This is a genomic window from Taibaiella helva, from assembly GCF_003545695.1.
GTDB lineage: Bacteria > Bacteroidota > Bacteroidia > Chitinophagales > Chitinophagaceae > Taibaiella > Taibaiella helva.
The window spans coordinates 127,230-150,670 of sequence record NZ_QUZZ01000004.1; the positions used below are offsets into that span (position 1 = coordinate 127,230).

The 23,441-nt window shown below is 52.1% G+C and carries 19 protein-coding genes; 2 read left to right on the plus strand and 17 right to left on the minus strand.

Annotated elements, in window-relative coordinates; translation table 11 throughout:
* Positions 1 to 76: 76 nt before the first annotated feature.
* From DZC79_RS08285 to DZC79_RS08320, 8 genes are all read right to left on the minus strand, one after another.
* A complete protein-coding gene (locus DZC79_RS08285; protein ID WP_118951094.1) occupies positions 77 to 1,000 on the minus strand; it encodes a PfkB family carbohydrate kinase in 924 nt (307 codons plus the stop codon).
* A 56-nt stretch (positions 1,001 to 1,056) separates the two neighbouring features.
* On the minus strand, positions 1,057 to 2,046 hold the full coding sequence (locus tag DZC79_RS08290) for a bifunctional heptose 7-phosphate kinase/heptose 1-phosphate adenyltransferase (protein ID WP_118951484.1): 990 nt from the start codon (positions 2,044 to 2,046) through the stop codon (positions 1,057 to 1,059).
* 7 nt (positions 2,047 to 2,053) lie between these two features.
* Entirely contained in the window at positions 2,054 to 2,536 is a 483-nt protein-coding gene (locus tag DZC79_RS08295) for an energy transducer TonB (RefSeq protein ID WP_118951095.1), read from the minus strand.
* A gap of 5 nt (positions 2,537 to 2,541) precedes the next feature.
* On the minus strand, positions 2,542 to 3,000 hold the full coding sequence (locus DZC79_RS08300; protein WP_118951096.1) for an energy transducer TonB: 459 nt from the start codon (positions 2,998 to 3,000) through the stop codon (positions 2,542 to 2,544).
* A 9-nt stretch (positions 3,001 to 3,009) separates the two neighbouring features.
* Positions 3,010 to 3,408, minus strand: coding sequence for an energy transducer TonB (locus DZC79_RS08305; protein ID WP_157977008.1), 399 nt, complete (start codon positions 3,406 to 3,408; stop codon positions 3,010 to 3,012).
* A 19-nt stretch (positions 3,409 to 3,427) separates the two neighbouring features.
* Entirely contained in the window at positions 3,428 to 3,838 is a 411-nt protein-coding gene (locus DZC79_RS08310) for an energy transducer TonB (protein WP_118951098.1), read from the minus strand.
* A 50-nt stretch (positions 3,839 to 3,888) separates the two neighbouring features.
* On the minus strand, positions 3,889 to 5,559 hold the full coding sequence (gene ade / locus DZC79_RS08315; RefSeq protein ID WP_118951485.1) for an adenine deaminase: 1,671 nt from the start codon (positions 5,557 to 5,559) through the stop codon (positions 3,889 to 3,891).
* Between the two features lie 62 nt (positions 5,560 to 5,621).
* Positions 5,622 to 6,161: a TetR/AcrR family transcriptional regulator gene (locus DZC79_RS08320; RefSeq protein ID WP_118951099.1), complete on the minus strand. Its 540-nt coding sequence runs from the start codon at positions 6,159 to 6,161 to the stop codon at positions 5,622 to 5,624.
* Between the two features lie 472 nt (positions 6,162 to 6,633).
* Here DZC79_RS08320 and DZC79_RS08325 point away from each other — a divergent pair, with 472 nt between their 5' ends.
* Positions 6,634 to 8,058 carry a T9SS type A sorting domain-containing protein gene (locus tag DZC79_RS08325; protein ID WP_118951100.1) on the plus strand — a complete coding sequence of 475 codons (1,425 nt, stop codon included), beginning with the start codon at positions 6,634 to 6,636 and terminating at the stop codon, positions 8,056 to 8,058.
* Positions 8,059 to 8,124: 66 nt separating this feature from the next.
* Here the strand turns inward: DZC79_RS08325 and dnaG are convergent, their stop codons facing one another.
* Positions 8,125 to 10,065, minus strand: coding sequence for a DNA primase (gene dnaG, locus DZC79_RS08330; RefSeq protein ID WP_118951101.1), 1,941 nt, complete (start codon positions 10,063 to 10,065; stop codon positions 8,125 to 8,127).
* 167 nt (positions 10,066 to 10,232) lie between these two features.
* Here dnaG and DZC79_RS08335 point away from each other — a divergent pair, with 167 nt between their 5' ends.
* Positions 10,233 to 12,248: a hypothetical protein gene (locus DZC79_RS08335; RefSeq protein ID WP_118951102.1), complete on the plus strand. Its 2,016-nt coding sequence runs from the start codon at positions 10,233 to 10,235 to the stop codon at positions 12,246 to 12,248.
* 24 nt (positions 12,249 to 12,272) lie between these two features.
* On the opposite strand, the gene DZC79_RS08340 is transcribed toward DZC79_RS08335, so the two are convergent.
* The 8 genes from DZC79_RS08340 to DZC79_RS08380 form a co-directional block, all read right to left on the minus strand.
* Positions 12,273 to 14,750: a TonB-dependent receptor gene (locus DZC79_RS08340; RefSeq protein ID WP_118951103.1), complete on the minus strand. Its 2,478-nt coding sequence runs from the start codon at positions 14,748 to 14,750 to the stop codon at positions 12,273 to 12,275.
* A gap of 324 nt (positions 14,751 to 15,074) precedes the next feature.
* Positions 15,075 to 15,512 (minus strand): transposase-like zinc-binding domain-containing protein, encoded by a 438-nt coding sequence (locus tag DZC79_RS08350; RefSeq protein ID WP_118951105.1) that lies wholly within the window; start codon positions 15,510 to 15,512, stop codon positions 15,075 to 15,077.
* Between the two features lie 128 nt (positions 15,513 to 15,640).
* Positions 15,641 to 17,359 (minus strand): M56 family metallopeptidase, encoded by a 1,719-nt coding sequence (locus DZC79_RS08355; RefSeq protein ID WP_118951106.1) that lies wholly within the window; start codon positions 17,357 to 17,359, stop codon positions 15,641 to 15,643.
* Between the two features lie 51 nt (positions 17,360 to 17,410).
* Positions 17,411 to 17,779 (minus strand): BlaI/MecI/CopY family transcriptional regulator, encoded by a 369-nt coding sequence (locus DZC79_RS08360; protein WP_118951107.1) that lies wholly within the window; start codon positions 17,777 to 17,779, stop codon positions 17,411 to 17,413.
* Between the two features lie 329 nt (positions 17,780 to 18,108).
* A complete protein-coding gene (locus DZC79_RS08365) occupies positions 18,109 to 19,335 on the minus strand; it encodes a serine hydrolase domain-containing protein (protein WP_118951108.1) in 1,227 nt (408 codons plus the stop codon).
* Between the two features lie 52 nt (positions 19,336 to 19,387).
* On the minus strand, positions 19,388 to 19,990 hold the full coding sequence (locus DZC79_RS08370) for an acyl carrier protein phosphodiesterase (protein ID WP_157977009.1): 603 nt from the start codon (positions 19,988 to 19,990) through the stop codon (positions 19,388 to 19,390).
* Positions 19,991 to 20,018: 28 nt separating this feature from the next.
* Positions 20,019 to 20,846, minus strand: coding sequence for an RDD family protein (locus DZC79_RS08375; RefSeq protein WP_118951110.1), 828 nt, complete (start codon positions 20,844 to 20,846; stop codon positions 20,019 to 20,021).
* 63 nt (positions 20,847 to 20,909) lie between these two features.
* Positions 20,910 to 23,189 (minus strand): NADP-dependent malic enzyme, encoded by a 2,280-nt coding sequence (locus tag DZC79_RS08380; RefSeq protein WP_118951111.1) that lies wholly within the window; start codon positions 23,187 to 23,189, stop codon positions 20,910 to 20,912.
* Between the last annotated feature and the right edge of the window lie 252 nt (positions 23,190 to 23,441).

Consider the following 23,441-nt stretch of genomic DNA (forward strand, 5'->3'; position numbering starts at 1 on the left):
GAAGTATTTCCGGCAGCATTCATTCACAGAAAAAAGACTGCGGGAATACATAACGGCACAGCATGTTTTTGCCGGATCAGACCGTCGCGGTCTCAAAATTAACCAGCTCCGAAAACTGTTGCATACGCCGGGCAATATCATTATGTGAAATTTCTTTCATCCTTTCGGGACCGAACTTTTCCACGCAGAAAGAAGCCATAGCGGAACCCACGATGATCGCCGTTTTCATATTATCGAACGAGATATCGCCGGTACGCGCCAGGTGACCGATGAAGCCGCCCGCAAAGGTATCCCCCGCACCGGTGGGATCGAACACCACTTCCAGGGGCATTGCCGGCGCCGAAAAAACGCGGTCTTCGTGGAACAGCAGCGCACCGTGCTCACCTTTTTTCACGACCAGGAATCGTGGCCCCATGGCCATGATCTTCTTAGCAGCTTTTACCAGGGAAAACTCCTCGGAAAGCTGACGGGCTTCTGCATCATTCACTACCAGCACATCCACCAGCTTCAGGGTTTCTTTCAGATCGGCCAGGGCAACATCCATCCAGAAGTTCATGGTATCCATAACGATGAGCTTGGGACGGTTGCGCAGCTGCCTGATGACACTCTGCTGTACAGCAGGCACCAGGTTGCCCAGCATCAGGTATTCACAGTCCTGGTAGCTTTCAGGCAGCTGGGGATTGAACTGCTCCAGCACGTTCAGCTCGGTAACCAGGCTGTCTCGGGTATTCATGTCCAGGTGATAACGCCCGCTCCAGAAAAACGATTTTCCTTCCTTTACCACTTCTACACCGTCGAACACTACACCCCTGGCAGCCAGCTGGTCAAATTCTTCCTGGGGAAAATCGCCGCCGACAATAGAAACCTGTTTAATGGGCTGATAAAAATTGGAAGCAGCCCAGGCCACATAAGTTGCAGATCCGCCGATAATGCGGTCTACTTTTCCGAAAGGTGTTTCCAGGGCGTCGAAGGCCATCGTGCCTACTGTGATTAAAGACATTGTTGTGTTTAAGGGATCGTGGTCCCGTATTTGAAAAGTGAAATAATAAAGGAATATCACAGGTCCCCTTTCAGGCGCCTGATCTCGTTCATCAGCTTTTGCTTATCGACCGGCACCACACCCACCGTTTCACAAACCAGCCCGCCGGCAATGTTGGACCATTCGGCCATCAGCTGTGTATCGCGGGTGAGCGCATAGACCATAGCTGCTACAGCGATCACGGTGTCGCCGGCGCCGCTTACATCCGCAATCTGCCGCAGGTGCGAAGGTACTATCTTTCCGCCGTTCTCATCGTGGTAATAAACGCCTCTTTCCGAAAGCGTAATAAAGGAAATACGGTGCTGCAGCCGTTCCTGCAGCAGACGGTGCGCTTCATCCATCGCAGTCCTGTCGATATTCACCAGCGGCAAATGCAGACCTTCCCTGATCTCTTTAAGGTTGGGCTTGAAAATATCTACCTGGCGGTAGGCAAAGAAATGATCCAGCTTGGGGTCCACGGCCACCAGTATATTGAGGGCTTTGCAATGCGCGATGATCCTGTCGATCACATTCTCTTTAAGCACGCCTTTGTTATAATCTTCAAAGATGAGCACATCGGGTTTTTGTATCTGGAGAAAACGCAGCGTCGCATCAATAAAAGCATGCTCGTCGCGGGTATTCAGCTCCTCCTTCATTTCGGTATCGAGGCGTACCATTTGCTGGTTACGGCTCAGGATGCGGGTCTTGGTCGTGGTGATGCGCGCATCGCTCTTATGGATCAGTGTGGTACCTACGCCCTGCTCTTCCAGCAATTGCAGCAGCCTGCGACCTTCTTCATCGTCGCCGATCACGCTGGCGACTGTTACTTTTGCCCCCAGGGCTTTGCAGTTGAGCGCTACGTTCGCAGCGCCACCCAGGCGGCTTTCCGACCGGCGTATCGAAACCACCGGTACCGGTGCTTCGGGGGAGATACGTTCTACATCGCCCCAGCGGTAATTGTCCAGCATGACATCGCCGGCTACGATGACATGCAGCTTTGAAAAATCTTCAAATATCTTTTCTGGCATCAATTGGTTATTTCTTTTCTTTGGGTGCTTCTTCCGCAAACTTAAATTGTACGGGTAACCTGTAGCTCGTTTTCACCGGCTTTCCGTCCTTAAGGGCCGGCTTCCACTTTGGCATCTTCTTCACTACGCGGAGCACTTCTTCATCACAGCCGCTGCCAAGGCTTTTGATTATTTTTTCTTCGCACAGGGCGCCGTTCTCACAAACGACAAACTCAACCAGCACTTTGCCCTCCACGCCGTCGACGACGGCTTTATGGGGATACTCCAGGGTCCTGGAAAGGTAGGACATCAGCGCGCGTTGCCCGCCGGGAAATTCAGGCATCTGCTCTACCTCCTGCCGGGCATCCACCGGAGCCGAAGGCGGAGCATCGATAAGGATGTCCTTCGGATCATAGGACGGTATCGGCTTACCGGCCGTATCGGCTTGCTGGCCGCTGGCCGCATAGCTAAGCCCGCTCAAGAGCAGGATTATTCCTGTTTTGTACAACATAGGCGCTATCGTTTTATCCCCGCGGTATCCACTTTGTCTTTGTGAAAAGCAACGGGGAGGCTATAGATGCAGCTTACCGGGTGGCCGCTTTGTTTGGCCGGCCGCCATTGGGGCATAGCTTCCACCAGCCGTACTGCTTCCCGGCCACAGCCGCCGCCGATATCTTTCATTATCCGGATATCGCTGATCTTCCCCGCCTGATCGACGACAAACTGCAGCACGACCTGGCCTTCTATATTCATCTTTAAGGCAGCGGGCGGATAATGCAGCCGTTGTTTGAAGTAAGCCTGTAGCGCCTGGCTACCGCCGGGAAACTCGGGCAATTGCTCTACGGTACGGAATATACGTTCCTGCGGCGGTTTAGGAGCAGTTATGTTCTCAGTCTTCCCTGGCTTATCCTTTACCTGCTGTGCCATAGTGCCAAGCGGTAACAAAGACAGCAATATGCCAATGCTTTTTCTCATGTGTTATGATTAATCGAGGCTAAAGGTAATGGGTAAAGTGTAATACACCGCGACAAAGGCATTATTTTGCCTTGCGGGGTGCCAGCGGGGCATCTTCCGGATCACGCGCAGGGTCTCCTTGTCGCAGTCTTCGCTGAGGCTGTTGAGTATTTCCGGATCGCTGATGCTGCCATCCGGCTCTACGATAAAGCGGGCCAGCACGCGGCCTTGTATCTCTTTTTTATAAGCGCTTTTGGGATAATGTAGTGTTTTGGCCAGGTAAGTTTTCAAAGCTTCCACACCACCGGGAAACTCGGGCATTTGTTCGGCCACCGTCAATATCTGCCGGGGAATGCCCCCTTTTTCCTGGGCAAAAGAAATTCCTGCGCCGAAGAGCAGGAACACAAGCAGTATACCAAGCTTTTTCATGTTTGTATGATTCATGCGTTTATTTTCCGGAGTCGTCCTGTAATTCAAAAACGACAGGCAGGTTATAGGTTACCTTTACCGGCTGCCCTTCCAACCGTCCCGGCTGCCACCTGGGCATGGCCTTCACCACGCGTATCGCCTCCTCATCGCAGCCATAGCCGATGCCTTTGGTTGCGGCTATATCGGAGATACGGCCTTGTTCATCGATAAGGAAGGAGACCACGACCTCGCCCTGCACCTTTTCATCGATCGCCTTAGAGGGATAACGCAGGTTAAGGCAGAGGTATTTTTTCAATGCGGCATCGCCGCCGGGATATTTCGGTCTTTCTTTTTCAGAAAGCGACGTAACAGGTGTAGCGCCTACCTTCTGCCGGGCATAAAGTTCCGGCGACATCACCCAAAACGACATAATCAGGATAAGGTACTTCATAGCTGCCCCACTGGCTAAACAAAAGCCAAAAATAAAGAATATTTGCCAATTCAGGCACCTTCAGCACCGTTTGCGGCAGTGCTAAAGACGTCGGTAAACGCAAAACGGCTCACATCGAACAGGCCTTTGTCCGTCATCTTTAAATAAGGGATCACAGGTAAGGCCATAAAGGACAAGGTCATAAAAGGTGCTGCCAGCTTGGTGCCCAGCGTCTTCGCTTTTAACGTCAATTTTTCATATTGCAGGCCGGCCGAGGCTGCATCGCCATCGGTCATAAGGCCGGCCACCGGCAGCGGCATGATTTCCGAAGCTGCTCCGTCGTCAAGGCTGATGCCACCTTTGTGCGCAATGATGGCGTTTACCGCCCGGCAGATGCTTTCATCGTCTACGCCGACCACGACAATGTTATGGCTGTCATGTGCCACACTGGAAGCCAGGGCGCCACGCTTCAGGCCGAAATTGCGGATAAAGCCAATTGACGGTGCGGCATCCCGGTAGCGGTTCACGACAACGATCTTCAGCACATCCTGGCGGGCATCGGTCATAACGGCACCATCGGCTACCGGGAGCAAGGCCTCCGAAGTACCGGTAATCAATTGCCCGTCGAGCGCATCGATCACACGGCAGCCAATTGCAGCAGCCGATTTTGCCGGCGCTGCCAGGCGAAAGGCTTCGGGAACAAGCGCGGAAGCATTAAAGTGATTGATCGGCTCCACAGGTATAGACGCAACAAGGCTCTTGCCCTGCTCCGCCACTTTACGACCGTCGATATACGTTTCCAGGATGGTAAACTGCTCCAGGTTATCGACCACGATCAGGTCGGCGGGATCTCCTGCACGCAGCAATCCCACATCCAGCCCATAGTGCAGCACCGGCAGCACGCAGGCGGCATGCAGCACGTCAAAGACCGGGTATCCCTCCGCCACAGCTCTTACCACCAGCTCGTTGATATGTCCTTTCACCAGCTCATCGGGATGTTTATCATCACTGCAGAACATGACTTTGCCTGGATGGCTGCGCAGCAGCGGCGCCAGGGCTGCATAGTTGCGGGCTGCGCTTCCCTCCCTGATCAGGATCAGCATACCCGCTTCAATCTTATCGAGGGCTTCTTCCAGCGCTACGCATTCGTGATCGGTGCTGATGCCCGCCGAAGCGTACCTGCGGGCCGCATCACCCTGCAGGCCCGGGGCGTGGCCGTCGACAGGCTTTCCGTTTCGCTGCGCTGCCGCGATCTTGGCCATTACGGAGACGTCCTTATTCAGCACACCCGGAAAGTTCATCATTTCCGCCAGGTAGCGGATCTCTTTTCGTTCCAGCAAAGCCTCAATGCCGGTAACATCTATAGTAGCTCCTGCGGATTCAAAAGGTGTAGCCGGCACACAGCTGGGTGCACCAAAATTGAATTTCAGGGGAACGCCGGCAGCATTGCGGATCATATAATCTACACCGGCCACACCGCATACATTAGCGATCTCGTGCGGATCGCTTACCGTAGCGACCGTGCCATGCACTACCGCCATACGCGCAAATTCCGAAGGCACCAGCATCGCGCTTTCGATATGAATATGCGCGTCGACAAAGCCAGGCAGCAGGTAGTGCTGAGGCGCTGTTTCCAAGGGGATAATGGCTGCAATTTTGCTTCCGGAAATACGTAGCTCTGCGGGGAATATCTTCCTTTGGAACAGATCTACGTATTGTCCGCTAAGGATGTGTGTTTCCATGGTATATTTCATACTTAGTAAAGCGACATAAAAAAAGAGGCATTCAGGGCCTCTTCCAAAGATCAGCGATGTTGCGCATATTTTGTTTTAAAAAAACGCTGCAGCTCCAGGAACTTGGTCTTGTTCTCTTCCCGGTGCGCGATCAGGTATTTCCAGAAGGCTTCTACAAATACGAGCATCAGCTCAGTTTCTTTTTCCGGTTGTTCATAGCCCAGCTCTTTAAAAGCCTTTACCAGCATAGCATTCAGCGGCTGCATGAAACGTTCGTGCTGCTTCATCGATATCTCCAGGTCCAGGAGACGATACTGCAATTCCCAGAATTGCGGCTCTTCCCATACCAGCTTATACGGCAATTCGATCACCGTATAGACGAAATCCAGCGGTTGCTTGTCCTGGAAAATACCACGGTTGCTCTCAACGATGCGCTTATACCCCTCTTTAATGATAAAGGAAAGCAGCTTCTCCTTATTGCCGAAATGCTTGAAGATAAGGGCTTCTGAAACCCCGGCTTCTTTTGCGATCAGCTGCGTGGAAGTGTTATCATAGCCCCTGCTGGCAAATAAGGTAAGGGCGCTATCCGCTATGCTTTGCTTTCTGTTCATGTATGCGACGGGGAAATTAGGTTTTAAAATGGAAGATTTAAGCGTCAATGAATCGATCCAGGCAAGGCGGCAAAAATAAAAGGAATACGAAAGGATTACAAATTAATTCACCTGCACAGCCCTGAATCCTGAACCAAAGACGATCTGTACAAACGCATGGATCATTATTTCCAAAGAAACAATTATGCTCAAAAAAACAAAAAATATGTATTCATTTTTCATAGAAAACCCATTGTTTACAGGCTATTTAGCGGAAAACAAACCCTGTTTAATCCTGAAAATTTAACAACACGTGAACATCGGCGACAGATATTGCGCTAACCAACAGATTGCCAGGCGAATGTCTCCTTACCTTATTGTTCCGTAAGGGGTACGGCAGCTAAAAGCCGGCAATTAGGAATGGCCGGTAGCAGGTCAGGGTCAGCCAAAACGCAGAAGGATTGTAATTTATAGGTAACCAAACCAAACCTTTATGAAAAGAGTTGTACTGCCAGTCGTGTTAACCGTCCTGACGGCTACCATTTTCACCGGGACGTTACCGGCACAGGGTATCATCGTTAACGAAATTTCACAAGGGCCCGCAGGCGCACAGGAGTTCATCGAATTGCTTGTTGTAGGCAGCGCCACACAGGCTTCCGGCACTGTGGATCTGCGCGACTGGATCATCGACGATAACAACGGGGACTTCCAGCTGACCGGTGGTGTGGCTCCCGGTATTGCCAACGGCCATTTCCGTTTCGCACCCAGCGACACCCTTGCTGCGGTACCTATCGGCGCCCTCATCGTGATCTACAATGCTGCCGATGTCAATCCGGCATGGACCTTCCGGCAATTGGACATCAACGGACAGGACGTAGCGCATATTGAAAACGGTGGATTTACTTATTATATACCCGGGACCAGCAGCTTATTACGAGCCTGCAGCGGCAGCCCTAATGCCACGTCTACGAGCTACACCTGCACTGCCGGCACCATCCCGCCCCTGGGAGCCAACTGGACCGGTCAGATCGGGCTGGCCAATAACGGAGATGCGATCCAGGTACGTCGTCCTGATGGCACCTTCTTTCATGGCTTCGGTTTCAGCACGCCTACGGTGGGCAATGTGTTTACGGTGTTTCCCACCTTCGCCGAGGTAAGCCTGTCCTCCTTCAACGGCTATGCGGGAACAGCAGCCAATACGGTGGTCTATTTCGATTGCGGCAGCTATTATTTCAGCAGCCATTTTCTCAACGCCGCATCTGCCAGCGAAACACCCGGCAATGGTAATACGACCGATAACATTGCGCTCATCAACAATATCCGCGCCGGGCTATTCCAATACAGCTTGCTGGGAACAGATGTACCCTGCCAGCAAATATTGCCGGTAACCCTGCTCTACTTCAAAGGCGCGCTTGCAGCGGGAGAGGTAAACCTGGAATGGTCTACTGCGTCGGAAACAGATAACCTTCGCTTTACCATCCAGCGGAGCAGCGATCAGAAAAGCTGGACGGCTATCGGAACTGTTCCCGGCAGCCCTTCCAGCCAGGAGAAAAGAACCTATCGGTATACCGACGCCGCGCCGCTGCCCGGCGCCTCCTTTTACCGGCTGGAACAGGAAGACAGGGACGGCAAAAAACATTACTCCGTGATCGTGCCCATCCGCAACGGGCGGCCCGGAGCGTATATCTATCCCAACCCGGCGGCCGGCGACCGCTGCAATATCCTGGTGCCCGAAATGCCCTCGGCAGCTGCACTATATGACATTGCGGGCAGACAGGTATACCGGAAAAAACCGCTCTCAACAGGCAATACCATAAGTCTAGACCTCAGCGCTGTGCCCCAGGGGCTTTATTACGTGAAGCTTTATTTCCAGGGAGGTGTCACCACGCTGCGCCTGGTCAGGAGCGGACAGGAGTAAAATAAGAGAATACAGGACATTGTATCCGGTAAACAGGTAGGGCCTTGCATGCAAGGCCCTACCTGTTTACCGGATGATCACGATAGCCATCAGCTCTTTCTCCCGCTGCTTCAGGCTTTGATGGGCCTTCATCAGGGTCATGATCTTCTGTACGTCCTTTTCGTGCTGCATCTGCTTCATATTCTCGTTGAGCAGGCGGCGCAGCAGCTTCAGCTCGAAGTAGGCAAAGGTGCTTTCGATCTCCTCTTCATAGATCTGGTCGCCATGCAGCACCTCTATACGGTGCTTCTCCTGCCAGTTAAGGCTGGGAGCATAATTCGTATGGAGCAGGTCGGCAGCCTTCTGGCGGATATTGCGATCAGTATGACTGGTAAAATATTTCTGATCGGGGAGCAGGTGATTCTGGGCCCAGTATTCATGGTATTCGGTCACCATTTGCCGGGCCAGCGTGTTCTCGATCAGGTCCAGATCAATGGTCTCAAAGAAGAGCTGCGCTACCGTGCCGGCGTCTTTATAGGGTTTATCGCCATACTCGAGCAGGATGCGCAATAGCTGCCACTCTTCGCGGTGATCCTTCTGCACCACGTCGATCACCATCGACTCGCCGGTGGCTTCGTCCACATAGACTAAAGGCTCATCGGGCAGAGCCGCTTCCTGCGATTGCCTGCGCTCCTGCTGGCGCTGCTCCTGCTGCAGGCGTTCCCGTATGAATTTATTGACCAGGTTGATAAGTCCCTGCTCGTCGATCTGCAGCTGGGTAGCGCTTTCGCGTATATAGTGCTGCTGCAGGGTAAAGTCTTCTGTCTTGTTGATCCTGGATATCGTCTCGGCGATCTCGTTGACCAGCTGCGACTTTTTCATCGGATCGTTGCCGGCTTCCTTCATGCCCACTTCGAGCCGGAAACCGATAACGTCGCGCTTGTGCTCCGCGACATAGGCATTGAACGCTTCGGCGCCCGATTGCTGCACAAAGCTATCGGGGTCTTCACCGTCGGGGAGCAATACCAGCTTTACATTAAAGCTTTCGGCGAGAGCCATGTCCAGGCCGCGCATAGCAGCTTTGATACCCGCCGCATCGCCGTCGTAGAGGATTGTCAGATTTTTGGTCAGGTTGCTGATGAGCTTCAGCTGACCTTCGGTAAGCGAGGTACCGCTGGAGGCTACCACATTGGTAACGCCGGCCTGGTGCAGGGAGATCACATCAGTGTAGCCTTCTACCAGGAAACATTCATCCTGCTTGCTGATGCTTTGCCGCGACTGGTATAGGCCATAAAGCACCTTGTTCTTTACATACAGCTCGTTCTCGGGAGAATTGACGTATTTAGGCGCATGATCCGTCTTTTTGAGGATACGGGCGCCGAAGCCGAGGATACGGCCGGTAGCGCTGAAGATGGGAAAGATGACACGGCCCTTATAGTTGTCGTAAGGGCGGCCATCCCGTGCTTTGATCAGCCCGGCTTTTTCCAGCAATTCCTGGCTGTAGCCTTTGGATAAGGCCTCTGTGACAAAACCGTCCCATTTGTCGAGGCAGTAGCCCAGCCGGAACTGGTCGATAATATGCTGCCGGAAACCCCGCTCGCGGAAATAGCTGCCGCCGATAAGCTGGCCTTCTTCGTTGTTGGCCAGGATATCCTGGAAATACTGCGCGGCAAATTCGTTGATAATGCGCAGGCTCTCTTCGATCTGCTGGTGGTGCTTATACTCTTCCGGCGCTTCGGTCTCGTTGAGGGTTATCTGGTAATAGTTGGCCAGCCAGCGGATCGCCTCTACAAAGGAAAATTTTTCATACTCCTCCACAAAGGACACCACGTCGCCGCCTTTCCCGCAACCAAAGCATTTATAGATCCCTTTGGCCGGGTTGACATTAAAGGACGGTGATTTTTCGTTGTGAAAAGGACAGTTCGCAATATAATTGGTTCCTCTCTTCCGCAACTTCAGGAACTGGCCGATCACCTCTACGATATCGCTTCGGTTAATGACCTGTTGTATGGACTCGGGTGCAATCATCTCTCCGCGAAGGTAGCTAAATATCGGGCAGCGGAGCGCTGTCAATATTGCGGTCGCCGCCGGCAGACCTGCCCGTTGCCTTTGCCGCAGCGCCAAGAAAATTTTCTTCCGCTGTTGAATTTCGGTATTTTTGGTTATTGGACTGTATCAATATCCAGGAAAAATTAATGTTACAACAGATCGCCCGGTATTTTGCTTTTTTCTTATTCTTCATCCTGGTTTATGCGGAACAGGCCCAGGCCCAGCTGATTCCGGTAAACCATCCCCGCAATCAGCAGAAACGATACGAGATCGACGCCAAAAGAATGGGCACCGATTTCAACAGCAACGATGCCCTGCCCCGCTCCCGGGAATTTATCCGTACCGACAGCAGCTACTATGTCGGCTGGATGTACGAGGGTATGTACAAGGTGAATCATGCTGCCGATTTCCTGGGCTACAAAAATGCTATAGTTCCCCTGAAGAAAGCGCTCGGCCAGCTGGAACGCGACTATGCACGTATGCTGCGAACGCGTAGCGCAGACCTGATGACCTATTACCCGGCATACCGTTTCCAGATGGATTATTCCATCATTGCCTATAACCTTGTGGATTGCTACAACAATGTAGAGCAGCCCCAGGATGCCTTCAACGTACTGCGCAAAGCGCTGAAATGGAACTTTCAAAACGAGGGCTTCCTGCAGGCATACGATTACCTGGCCTGGACGGTACACCGCAACCGCTTCTATACCACTGCCAAATATTCTTTCCTGAAAAACAGCATCAGCCAGAACGAGCAGCTGGCCAACCGTTACCTGGATTCGGCCTTCCGGAAGATCCGGCTCGACAAGCAATTGAATGAAGCCTTCTTTCCCGGCTATGAAACGGCGGCAAGGCAAGGCGTCTATCACTACAAGGCGATCCTGTACAGCTACGCCCTCAATATCGATTCGGCAACACGTTATTACAACCTGATGAAAGAGACGCCGGTCTTTTCGCATAATAACTATGCGACGTTCCTGGCCATCTGCGGCAATTTCAGGCAGGCCGAAAAGGAATATGAGATCGCCAGTACCCAGGACGTAGGCGACAAGCGGCTGCAGGAATGGGCTTACTACAGCTCGATCCTCAATATCTACAAAGCCAATCCCAAAAAGGGCATCCAGGATATGAAGGATATGATCAAGGCGGTGGGCTCAACGCCGGGATTCGGCTGGTACAACATCGCCCTGGCGCGTTGCTGCGCTTATTACGGCGACATTGCCGAAAGCGAGCGTTACATAAAGAAAGCAGAGGCGTTTAAGGAGGTCCATATCGGAACGACGCTGGGCCAAAGCCATTACGACTTCAGCATTAACCTGGTAAAGCTGATGAACAATATCGGCCGGCTGCAGCAGATCAAGTTTGAAAATAAAGGCTGGTGGTACACGCCCTCGGCCCTGACCAAAGTAGCGGAGGAGTCGAGCAGCAAATACCTGCTGCAATATCTTATCGTCAACCAGTTTGCCATGAACCCCGAGCGCGACCTGGTGATCTACCGGCTGTTCTCCACGGAGAGCACGGTTACCTGGGACGAGATCTGGTACCTGATGCGCGACTTCAGCACCAACTTTTTTACACAGCGTTTCCAGGATGAGCTGAAAGACGATCAGCGCAAGCTGATCAAAAAATATTTCAAGCTCTATATTGCCCGGCTGCAGATGAAAAAGGGAAATTATAAAGAAGCCCAGCAGGTGCTCTACGATATCCTTAACCACGAGCGCACGGATATGGAGTATGAGAAGCTGTTCGTGGCCCGTACTTACGAAGCGCTGGCCGAATGCGCACAGAAAAGGAAAAGCATCAGCGAGTATAATGAAAGCCTGTATTCCTTTTATACTAATTTCCCGCAGCTGCTTCCCTATTCGGACCTGCAGCCCAACCTGCGGCTAAAAGTCCTGGGCGGAGCCGATGCCAAGCTGATAGACCGGCTCAAGCGCTGCAACATCAACTGGGTAGCCGGCAATGTGCTGGCGCCGGAAGTTACCCTGAAGTTCGGCAGCAGCGGTACCAAGAAAACGGTCACCTATTATGTGCTCGACCGCAATGGGAAAGAAATTGTACCGCGCGACACCTACACTTATACCAAGCCGGAAGAAGCCGGTGTGCTGCTGGCTTACCGCCTGTTCAACATCGGCCGTAAAGGATCGGCAGAAAAGAAATAAGGTTACCGGCAGTAACTCGTCATCCTAGCGTGTCTTGTCATCATTCTCCACCTTTTTCACCTTCTTGCTTCCGCCATCGGAGAGCTGCCCGAATTTCCAGGCGAAGGTGAGCCGGAACGAAGGACGGACGAAATCGATATGGGTTGAGGCTACCGAGTTGGGGCGCTCTTCCTTCACTCTTACCCTCAGGTTGGTCTCAAACGGATTGGCGATATTAACGGTGATGCTGGCATTCTTGTTCCAGAATTCTTTCTTTGCGCCTATCATATAATAGTGCCAGCCATAATTGCGCCCCTGGAACCAGATCCAGCCGGTATTCCAGCCACCCGAGGCCTGCAGGGTATAGTCTTTGGGAAGCCGGTAGGTCATATTGAGATTGGTCCTGAATATCCAGCCGGTGTTCTCCCAGGCCGGGCTTTTGAAGCTCACATGTTCCAGGTCAAGGTCGCCGTTCACCGACCACTGCTTCGTAATATCGACCGAAGCGGATTCTGAAATACCATAGCGGGTCATATTGCCTATATTCTCTTTGCGGGTCAGCCAGGCCCCATCGCTCAGCGGTGTGGCCACCTCTTCTATGGAATTGTTCAGCCTGCGTCCATACAGTGTCGTATTGATATTGGCGCCGCCCTTGGTAGTCAGGTTGTAGGAAAACTCAACAACATGATTCAGCTCGGGTTTGAGATTGGGATTGCCGGTAAACTGGTTTTTAGGATCGCTGGCATCGATAAAGGGATTGAGCGACCATACCTGCGGCCTGAAGATACGCTGGGTATAGCTGGCCTTGATGGTATGCATCCCGCCGAATTTTCTGGAAAGTATAATGCTGGGTATCCAATTGGTATAGCGTGTGTCGAAGGATGTGTTGTTCGTTTTGAAGTCGCCTTTGACATAAGTATACTCAACACGCCCGCCGGCCACCAGCATCCAATCCTTACTAAAATTCAGCTTGAGCGAGGCATAGGCGCTGCCAACCCCTTGTGTATAATCAAAGACATTGGTCCTCGCAGGGTTGGGCAGCAGCTGGGCGGGATCTCCTCCGGCCTCCGAGCTTTCCACGCGGTAGTCGCTGCTGGCTGTACGGATAATGCCCTTGGCTCCTAACTCCAGCACATGCTTGCCTATAGGATGTGTGTAATCGCCCTGCAGGGTCCATTCGCCATTGTGGCTTTTATTGGTATTGTGCTCCCGGTAGGTAAGCTGGTTGGCCATATTGAGCTGATCGGTAGTGTAAGGATAGTTATCGATCATATAGCTGTATTGTCCCAGCAGGGAAAATTCACGGCCCGGCCGTTTCATCTTACGGTTATAGCTCAGGTTCAGCTCGACGTTATAGTAGGGGTTCTTGAAGCGGGTCGCCTGGGTATACTCTTCCATCACCCTGTTCAGCGTATCGTTGGTCAGCTTTGAGTAACCTGTACGGTTGCTGGGCCATTCACCGCCCCATATATTGGCCGCGAAACCAATCGTGTTAAGCGTGTCCGGTGTATAGTTCATGTTCAGCTCCGCAAAGCCCGTGGTTGACGTGTTATCCTTGTCTTCTGTTTGGAAAAGCGTATTGACCCGGGTGCCTTCATAAAGCATGGAACGGCTACGTTCCGCCTTGCTCTTTTCCCGTTCCCGCTTCAGGTTGAAGGAAAAATTCGTCTCCAGCTTATCCGTTTTAAAGCCCAGCATACCACCTATGCCCTGCTCAAAGTTGCCGCCGGTGATATTGACATTTCCGGTAGTACCCTTCAGTCCTTTTTTGGTAATGATATTGATCACACCACCGGCGCCTTCGGCATCGAAACGAGCGGAGGGCGTGGTCATGATCTCGATGGACTTGATGGTATTGGCAGGGATCATCTTCAGCGCATCGCCCAGGTTACGGGCCATAATGCTGGAGGGCTTGCCGTTGATCAGCACTTTGATATTCGAGCTGCCACGAAGCGCTACCTGCCCGCCGGGATCGACGGAGACACCGGGTACCTTCCGCAGCACATCCGAGGCCACTCCTCCCGAGTTGGTAATATCATTCTCCGTATTATAAACGATCCTGTCGCCCTTATCCTGTATCAGCGCTTTGGTGGCAGTAATGGTTACGGTTCCGAGGTTCTGCTTTTCGGGCTTCATCCCTATGCTGCCCAGGTTAAGCGAGGCATTGCTGATGTGCACCGGCGCTATCCTGGTCGTCTCATAACCAAGGAAAGTAGCTTCCAGGCTGTAAGGGCCTGCAGGTAAGTCTTTCATGAGAAAATGGCCGCCACTGTCTGCGATCTCCGCTGCGATTTGCCGGCGCACAGTATCGTATAAAGTGACCGTGGCAAAGCCAACGGCTTCATGATTGCTGCTGTCCGTCAGCCAGCCTTCAAGCGTATACAAACCTGCGTTCTCCGCCTCCTGCGCATTCAGCCGGGCAAAGGCGCTGTGCAACAGCAACAGGATCAGGCATACCGGAAAGATCCGTAGCTGTCTTTTTAGGTTGCGGGGAAAGTCAAACAAGGGGTGGTGCTCTCTCATTGCTGGTTGGGTTTCGTTATAGAACAGACCTATGCTTAGCGGCACACGGATGTGCACCGGCTATGCATCGGTTGCTTCAGTAAAGATTACAATTAAGAAGAACGGACGAACGCATAAAGGTACTGGGGGGTACCGCATCCCCGTTCAGGAAACGTTACAAGAGATCGTTGCTCATTTCAGTCAACAGGTTTTGGTTTACCGGACGGGATTTTAAACACTATTGCCTTATGGTTATACTCCTGGCTGATCCTATTCAACATTACCGTAGCACTGATTCCCCGAACTACCGGGAAGCCGGCCAATGAAACCAGCAAAGGGTAATGATCAGCAGGGAGCAGCTTTGCATTCCTCGTCTGTGGAAGCGCCCGTGGTCAGCAATACTTTGTAGCCGCCCTCCTCCCAGCTAATGAGCATCATGCCCGCGCCACCCTTGCTCCGCCGGGAGCTGATGTAGGTATGCATCTCGTCCGGCGCTACCTGCTTTACGTCCTGTCGTACGCTGGGCAGCTCACCGGCGTTCAGGCCAAAAGCCTTGATCCAGTTCAGTACAGTAGCGCTGCTGACGCCAAGCGCTTTGCTGATATGGTTGGGCCCCAATCCTTGCAGGTACATCACCAGGGCGAGCCGCTTCAGCTTCGGCGTGATCCCGGCTTTGAACGCTACGGTGTAATAGAAAGAGCAGGATTTGCATTTGTACCGCTGACGCTTGTTGACGATACCTGCCTTTATTTTTTTATCTGAATGACATTTCGGGCATTCCATGATGGTAATAAAAGGCCTGTAACTAATTCCATGAATTAATTACCTGCGGGTTATTGTTTTATTGGCTCTATGGAACCGGCGTCTGTATTGGGGGCAAACACCGGCTTAATGTTTTTGGTTAAATCCTTTTACTCAGTGTCTTTGCCATCCTGCATTTCTGCCTGCGCCTCCTCCATCGCCTTGCGGGTCTCCTCCTGCGCTTCCCTCATTGCCTTCCTAGTTTCTTCCCTGGCCTCTCTCAAAGCCTTGCGGGTCTCTCTCCGGGCTTCCTTCAGCGCCTCGCGTATTTCGTTACGGTCGACCTGGCTCATTTCAGCCTTCGCTTCGCTCATGGCCTGGGCCACTTCTGCCTTGGCCTCGTCCATATCCTTGCGTATCTCCGCCCAGTCGACATCTTTAGCCGATGCACCAGCTTTTTTCATAGCCTGATCCACGCTGGCCTGTATAGCATCCCAGTCTACCTGTTTCATCGCATCGTCCACTTTCTGCTGAATATCGTTCCAGTTCACCGATTCGGTTGCCTTGCGGATGCTTTCATCTGTATTCTTCTGGATAGCGTCCCAGTCCACCGAGGCATTGACCTGCTCCATGGCCTGGCTTACCGACTGGTTGACGGTTTCGCCGATCTGCTTCCAATCCACTGCTTTCATTGCATCTTCAGCCAGGGCCATGGCGCTGGGCACAGCCTTCAGCGCTTCCGCCACTTCGGTGCTGTCACCGGCATGATAGGTATTGACCTTCCCATCCTCGTCAACAACGGTTATTTTGTTTTTTGAGTATGCCTTGGTCAACGATTTTTTAGACTTCTTTTCTTTGTTGTCCTGGCCGAACGCGGTAGCGAAGCAAGCCATAGCGGCCAGCAAAACGACGATCGTAACAGTTGCCAGTATTTTCTGTGATTTTTCTTTAGGCTGTTTCATAGCTGTCATTCTCTTTATACGGTTCAGTAATGAGTTTTTCTTGTTACCGGTAGCCTGCATCACAGCTGTGTAGCGGGCAAGGCGGTATTCTTCCAGGGCCAGCAAGGCCCGGGCATAGGGCAATGATTTCTGCGTGCTTTTTAAAACATAGTCGTCACAGCAGTGTTCACGTTCTTCGCGGATCACGGAACTGAGCCACCAGGTCACGGGATTGAAGAAGAGCAGGGTCTCCATGACCATCTGCAGGATATTCCAGAGATAATCGTGGCGGCGGATGTGCGCCAGCTCGTGCAGCAATATAGCCTCGAGCTGCTGTGCGTCCAGCCGGGTGACCAGCGACAGGGGCAGCAGGATCATGGGCTTCAGGTGCCCCAGCATCAGCGGTACCTGCACCTGCTGCGACAAGCCGAGCGTAACCGTCCTGCGGATACCCGTCTGTTCTTTCAATTCAAGGAAACGCTCCTGCAGCAAGCTTTCGGGAAGCATCACCTGGCGGCGCAGGTAGCGCACCTGCAACAGCTCGCGGATGAGCTTAAAGCTCAGGAGCAGCAGGCCCGAAGCATAGAGCAGCGCCAGCACCGGCGTGTACCGGCGAAACAAGGTGACATAGCTGATCAGCAGGCTATCCTGCCAGGATACGGCGGTAACTGTGGCCGGCGGCTCAGGTGTGTGATACATTTGCATCGACAGCTCCTGTAAGGCCATAGACAGCCGCCATTCAGAAACAAAATCATAAAGGAAAAGACCGAAGAGCAACACGAGGGCACAGTAAGTGATCCGGTAGCGCAGCACCGCGCGGCGCTCCGAAATCATACCCAGGGCAGGCTTCAGCAGACAGAACAAGAGCATACCCTGCCATATCGAATGCAGCACAGCCAGGCCCAACGCCTGCATCAACGGTTGTTGAAATCCGGCAATTCCATTCATGATCTATTGGTTTGAGGATAATGAAATTCAAGGTTCGGACTTGCCCCGGAGCTATTCCAGCGTCTTCAGGTATTCCCTGATCGCTTCGATCTCCTCGGGCGAAGATTTGTGATGACCTAAAGCTTGCATCACCAGCTGGGAGGCCGAGCCGCTGAATACATTGTCGATCATACGCTGCAGCATCTGACCCTGAGCTTCCTCACGTTCGATTGTCGCCGTGTACACATGCGACTTCCCGGATGCTTCACGTTCAAGCAATCCTTTTTCGTACATGATCTGCATCAGTTTCAATGTAGTCGTATAGCCCGATTGTTTCTGGGTTTCCAGAACTTCGTGCACGTCCCTTACGGTAGCCTGTCCCTTGTCCCAGATCACATTGAGGATCTCCAGCTCGCTTTCTGTAGGCTTAATGTTCTTCATCACTTTTGATTTCAATTACGAATATATTCGTAGCAAATGTACGACACTTTTCGTAATGACAAAATTTTTCTTGCTTTTTTTCTAAAAAGTTTCCCGGAGGGATAAAACCAGAATACAAAAGCGACTGTCATCCCGAGGTCTCCGAAGGAACCGAAGGATCACTATTTTTTCCTCATCAGGAAGTCAAGACTTTAAATTTTCACTCGCCGAGAGAAAGATACACATCACCCTCGCTGTGATCTTAATGCGCAATACGAGCGGCAACCAGAGCACAAAAAGGAAGCCAGGCTCATGGCCTGGCTTCAGCTATATTTTGTCCATTGCTGGTCTTATTCTTCCTTCGGACTACCGCTCTCTTCCCATTCGATACCGGAATGCTCGCTGGTATTCTTAACAATGCTGTAGATCGATTTGGCATGCCCGTATATCTTGCTGTTGTATTTATTGCCCAGCACAATAATGGTAAAATTATCTTTCACGAAGCGGTAGAATACGGTATTGTTGCCGTGCCACCAGCCGTTGTGATAAATGATCTTGTAGCCGTCGGGAAAGTTGAGCATGCGCCAGCCGTAGCCATAGTTCTTGATGCCCGGCCTTTCATTGGAATAGCCGGTATAAGCCATACGCAATGTTTTTTCGTTCAGCAGCGTATGGTTGTAAAATGACTGGTCCCAGCGGTACATATCCTCCACCGTACTGTAAATACCCTTGTCGCCATACACACCGTCTTCGTTGGTTTCTTTATACACCGACCAGTTGTACTGGTAGCTTTGGGTAATCATATCATTGTAACGCCCACGCTCAGCAGGATCATATACAAAAGTATGCTTCATCCCCAGGGGCTCGAAAATGAACTCTTTCATGAACTGCTTGTAGGGCATTTTGGCTACCTCTTCGATAACCCGCGCCAGCATGGCGAAATTGGTGTTGCTGTATTCAAAGCGCGTATTGGGCCGGGCATTGAGGCGGGGTTGGTATTTGGCAAAGATCTGCAGCAGGTCTTCGTTGTACATCGGTGCATCGCTTTTCCAGTAACGGTTACCCATTTTGGTATAATCGGGCAGGCCGCTGCGCTGGCACAGCAGCATAGCGATGGTAATGTCGGGATAGGGAAAGTCTTTCAGGTATTTCTGCACCGGCTGGTTGATATCGAGGTAGCGGTTCTGGTGCAGCCACAGTACAGCAGTAGCGGTAAAAGGCTTTGAAGTAGAGGCCAGCTGGCTGGGATTCTGCGCGCATAGCTGGGTACCTTCTGCACGGTTGCAATAACCGAAGTAGCGTTCGTAAAGGATCTTGCCTTTGTAGCCCACCAGCACGCTGCCATTGAAGCCCGCCCCTACTTCCCGGCGGTAGAAAGAATCCAGGCGGCGGATCAGGGTCTGCCCTTCCTCCGAGCTGGTGTCGGCAAAGCCAAGCTTTATGGTTGAAAATGCGTTATCCGGCGGGCTGAGCGCGGGGCTGGCCTGGGCATTCTGCTCGGAAACCGTCTGACAGGCAACAAAAAAGAAACAAAAGGATAATAGAAAAAAGGGTACCCTGAAAAAAGCTCTGATCATGATAAGCAAAAAATAACCCGTAAATGTAACGCCGAAGCGGCAAAGGTACAAGCTATAACCCTGGGGATATCCCGTTTAACTCATTTTTGACATATACGGAAACGTCATCCATAAAGTCGAAGTAGTATTGGTTGAGCTCGTAATAATGGCCGACCAGTATCTCGTAAGCTTTATCGCTGCTCTCGATATATTGCGCCCTGCGGGCAAGTCCTCTGAAGGCATTTTGCATGCCCTTCAGGGTACGGTAGCTGTACAGCCAGTTGTCGCTGACCATGTATGGGAGCATCCGTCTGAAGCCTTCGGGCAGCAGCTCCCCGTATTGTTGCAGGGTTTCATATACTTCGCGGGCAAAATCGAAGAGGTCCTTTTCCCTGGCGAAGTAATGTGGATCGTTGGCCAGGAAGTGATCGTAAAGACTGTCGACAAAAGCGCCTGAATAAAGCCTGTAGTCGGGACGGAACAGGTTCTTTGCCTTCAAGGTAGCAGGATGTGCATCGGCAAAGCTATCGATCTTGCGGTGCAGCAGCAGGCCCTGCCTGATGCCTTCGGGAAAATTGTCCAGCGCCTTCGATCCTTTCACGAAATCGCCGATCATATTGCCGGCCAGGATTTCGGGATGCTTGAAAGATAGCAAGGCGTGTCCGAGGTAGTTCAAAATAGTTTCGTTTTAAAGATCATTGACATCAATGCCTGTCGGCCTCGCCCTGGTGCTGCGTGAGGTAATTGTAATCTTTGAGCAGAGTACGGAGAAAATCAACAGGCTCGCTGTTCATCTTGATCTGCAGCACCTCTTCAATACGGTAGGCTACGCGATAGATATAATTTTCCGACTCCTTGCTCAGCTTATCCGTCAGCAGGTTTCGGATACCATTGATATCGCGGTCGGAAAGCTTAAGCACCTGCGGGTACTGCGGCTCATAGCCTTCGGCCTCTACCGCGACATAAATGGTTTCGGCGATATCCATGCGGTAACGCGTGTCCACCACCACCGTTCCTGCAGCCAGGTCGCCCAGACGCTGCGACTTGGACGATACGGCAATGCAGATAATATCAGGCAGCGCAGTAACGCCCAGCAGCATAGCAATCACCAGCAGAAAAAAGGGATTATAGGCCCATATCACCATGATCAGGAAATAGTTGGGCAGGCACAGGACCCAGCGCAGCAGCAGCTGCGACAAAGTAGCCGAAGCCCCTTCACGATTCATGACCTTGATGCCCAGCATCCATTTGCCAGGGCTTCTGCCATTCATGAATACTTCAAACAGCAGATGGTACAGCATCACCGGTATCGACACGCTACACAGCACCAGCACCGACTGGACATTGTCGCGGGTCTGCTCCCGCCAGGAGAAGTCCGTTATCAGGTTGGCATAAATAAAGAACAGCATGATATAGCAATAGATAAAGATCACCAGCAGGTCGATGAGCCAGGCGAACATGCGCTTGTGGAAAGCGGCCAGGGAGAACTCCAGGTCGATATTGAAAGGGGTCGTTACCGTAAATAAAGCCATGTAGCTGCTTGTTCGTGGAAGCGCCGCAGACGCTAAGGCCTGCGGCAACTGCCTGTTGAATCTTTATTTTGTGCATTTCACCTGCGCATCCATAACGGCCATGGCCACCATGCTGCAGATCTGCCGCACGCTGCTGCCCAGCTGCAGGATGTGCACCGGCTTCCTGAGGCCCAGCAATACAGGACCGATCACTTCAAAACCGCCTACTTCCATCAGCAGATTATAAGCAATATTACCAGCTGAAAGATTGGGGAAGATGAGGGTATTCACCTCGCCGTCGATCAGCGGGGAGAAGGGATAGCTGTCTTTCAGCACTTCCTTGTTGAAGGCCATGGAAGCCTGTATCTCGCCGTCTACTACCAGCCCCGGATCGGCCTGCTTTACCAGCTGCAAAGCCTCGCGCACCATGATCGCCTCGGGTGTGCGGCTGCTGCCGAAATTGGAATAGGACAGCATCGCCACACGTGGCTCGATATTAAACTGCCGTACTTCTTTAGCAGTAAGCATCGTGATATCGGCCAGCTCTTCGGCTGTAGGGTTCAGGTTCACCGTCGTATCTGCCAGGAACAGCGGGCCCTGCGGGCGAAGGATGATGTACATGCCTGCTACTTTTTTCACACCCTCTTCCATACCGATGATTTCCAGCGCAGGTCTTATCGTATCGGGGTAATTGCGGGTAAGGCCGCTGATCAGCGCATCAGCTTCGCCCGTCTCCACCATCATGCAGCCAAAATAGTTCCGCTCCTTCATGATCTTTTTGGCCTCGTAGATATTGAAGCCCCTGCGCTGCCGCTTTTCAAAGAAAAGCTCGCCGAAGCGATTCCGTTTCTCGATCATCTCATCGCTGCGGGGATCGATCACCTGTACGCCTTTCAGCTCGATATTATTTTCAAACAACAGTTGCTCGATCCTTTTCTCATTGCCCAGCAGTATCGGCATCGCAATGCCTTCGTCCTTCACGATCTGCGCGGCCTTCAGCACCTTTACATTATCAGCTTCGGCAAAGACCACACGGCGCGGATCTTTACGGGCCTTATTGTTGAGCACCCGTATGACATAATTATCGAGACCCAGGCGTGCCGCCAGCTCCTGCTCATACTTCTCCCAGTCTTCGATGGGCTGGCGGGCCACACCACTTTCGATAGCGGCCCTGGCCACTGCAGGCGCTACTCTTGTGAGCAGACGAGGATCGAGAGGCTTGGGAATAATATATTGCGGACCGAAGGAAAGGTTCTTCTCGCCATAAGCCATAGTAACCATATCGGGCACAGGCTCGCGGGTAAGCGCCGCCAGGGACCTTACGGCGGCCAGCTTCATTTCTTCATTGATCTGCCGGGAACGTACGTCCAACGCGCCACGGAAGATAAAAGGAAAGCCCAGCACGTTGTTCACCTGGTTGGGATAGTCGCTGCGCCCCGTAGCCATGATCACGTCGGGACGGGCGCCTACCGCATCTTCCCAGGTAATTTCGGGATCGGGATTGGCCATAGCAAACACCAGGGGCTGGGTAGCCATGGAACGCACCATATCCTGCGTCAATACGCCGGCCTTGCTGAGCCCGATGAAGACATCGGCGCCTTTCATGGCTTCTTCCAGTGTATTGATGGGCGTATCGCGTACAAATTCCTGCTTCAACGCATCGAGGCCCGTGCGTGTAGTATTAAGTACTCCCTTGCTGTCGAGCATCAGTATATTTTCCTGGCGGGCGCCCAGGGCGACATAAAGCTTGGCACAGGCAATAGCCGCCGCGCCGGCCCCGTTCACGACGAAGGTTACCTCTTCGATCTTCTTGTTCACCAGCTCCAGCGCATTCAGCAGGGCCGCGGCCGATATGATCGCCGTACCGTGCTGGTCGTCGTGCATCACCGGTATGTTCAGCTCTTCTTTCAGTCGGCGCTCGATCTCAAAACATTCCGGCGCTTTGATGTCTTCCAGGTTGATGCCGCCGAAAGTAGGCTCCAGCGCTTTTACGACCTGGATGAATTCTTCAACGCCTTTTGCATTCAGCTCGATGTCGAATACATCGATATCGGCAAATATTTTGAACAGGACCCCTTTTCCTTCCATCACCGGCTTGCCGGCTTCGGGGCCTATATCGCCCAGGCCCAGCACCGCGGTACCATTGCTGATCACCGCAACCAGGTTACCCTTGGCCGTATATTTATAAACATCTTCGGGATTGTCTTTAATCGCCAGGCAAGGCTCGGCTACACCGGGGGAATAAGCTAAGGAAAGGTCTCTCTGGGTTTTGGTATTCTTTGTGGGAACGACTTTTATTTTTCCCGGACGCCCCTGGCTGTGGTAATCCAGCGCATCCTGCGGGTTGATTTTACGATTGTTCATAAGAAGCAAATTTAACCAATTCGGGCACATTTCCATGACACCTGCAAGCCGGCCGGGCCGCGCTTTCAAACAGATATAACCAGCGGTAAAGAGGGCTTTACCGGCACCTGCTCCACCTGGCCTTTTTCCCAGGTTAAAAACCAATTCACATACAGACAATTATCTGTCACCATTTTACATAACTATTTTTAAATAAATTCTATCTTCTTGCACCAGTGGTTTATCGTCTAAAGTTCAGCCAATATTTTTTTA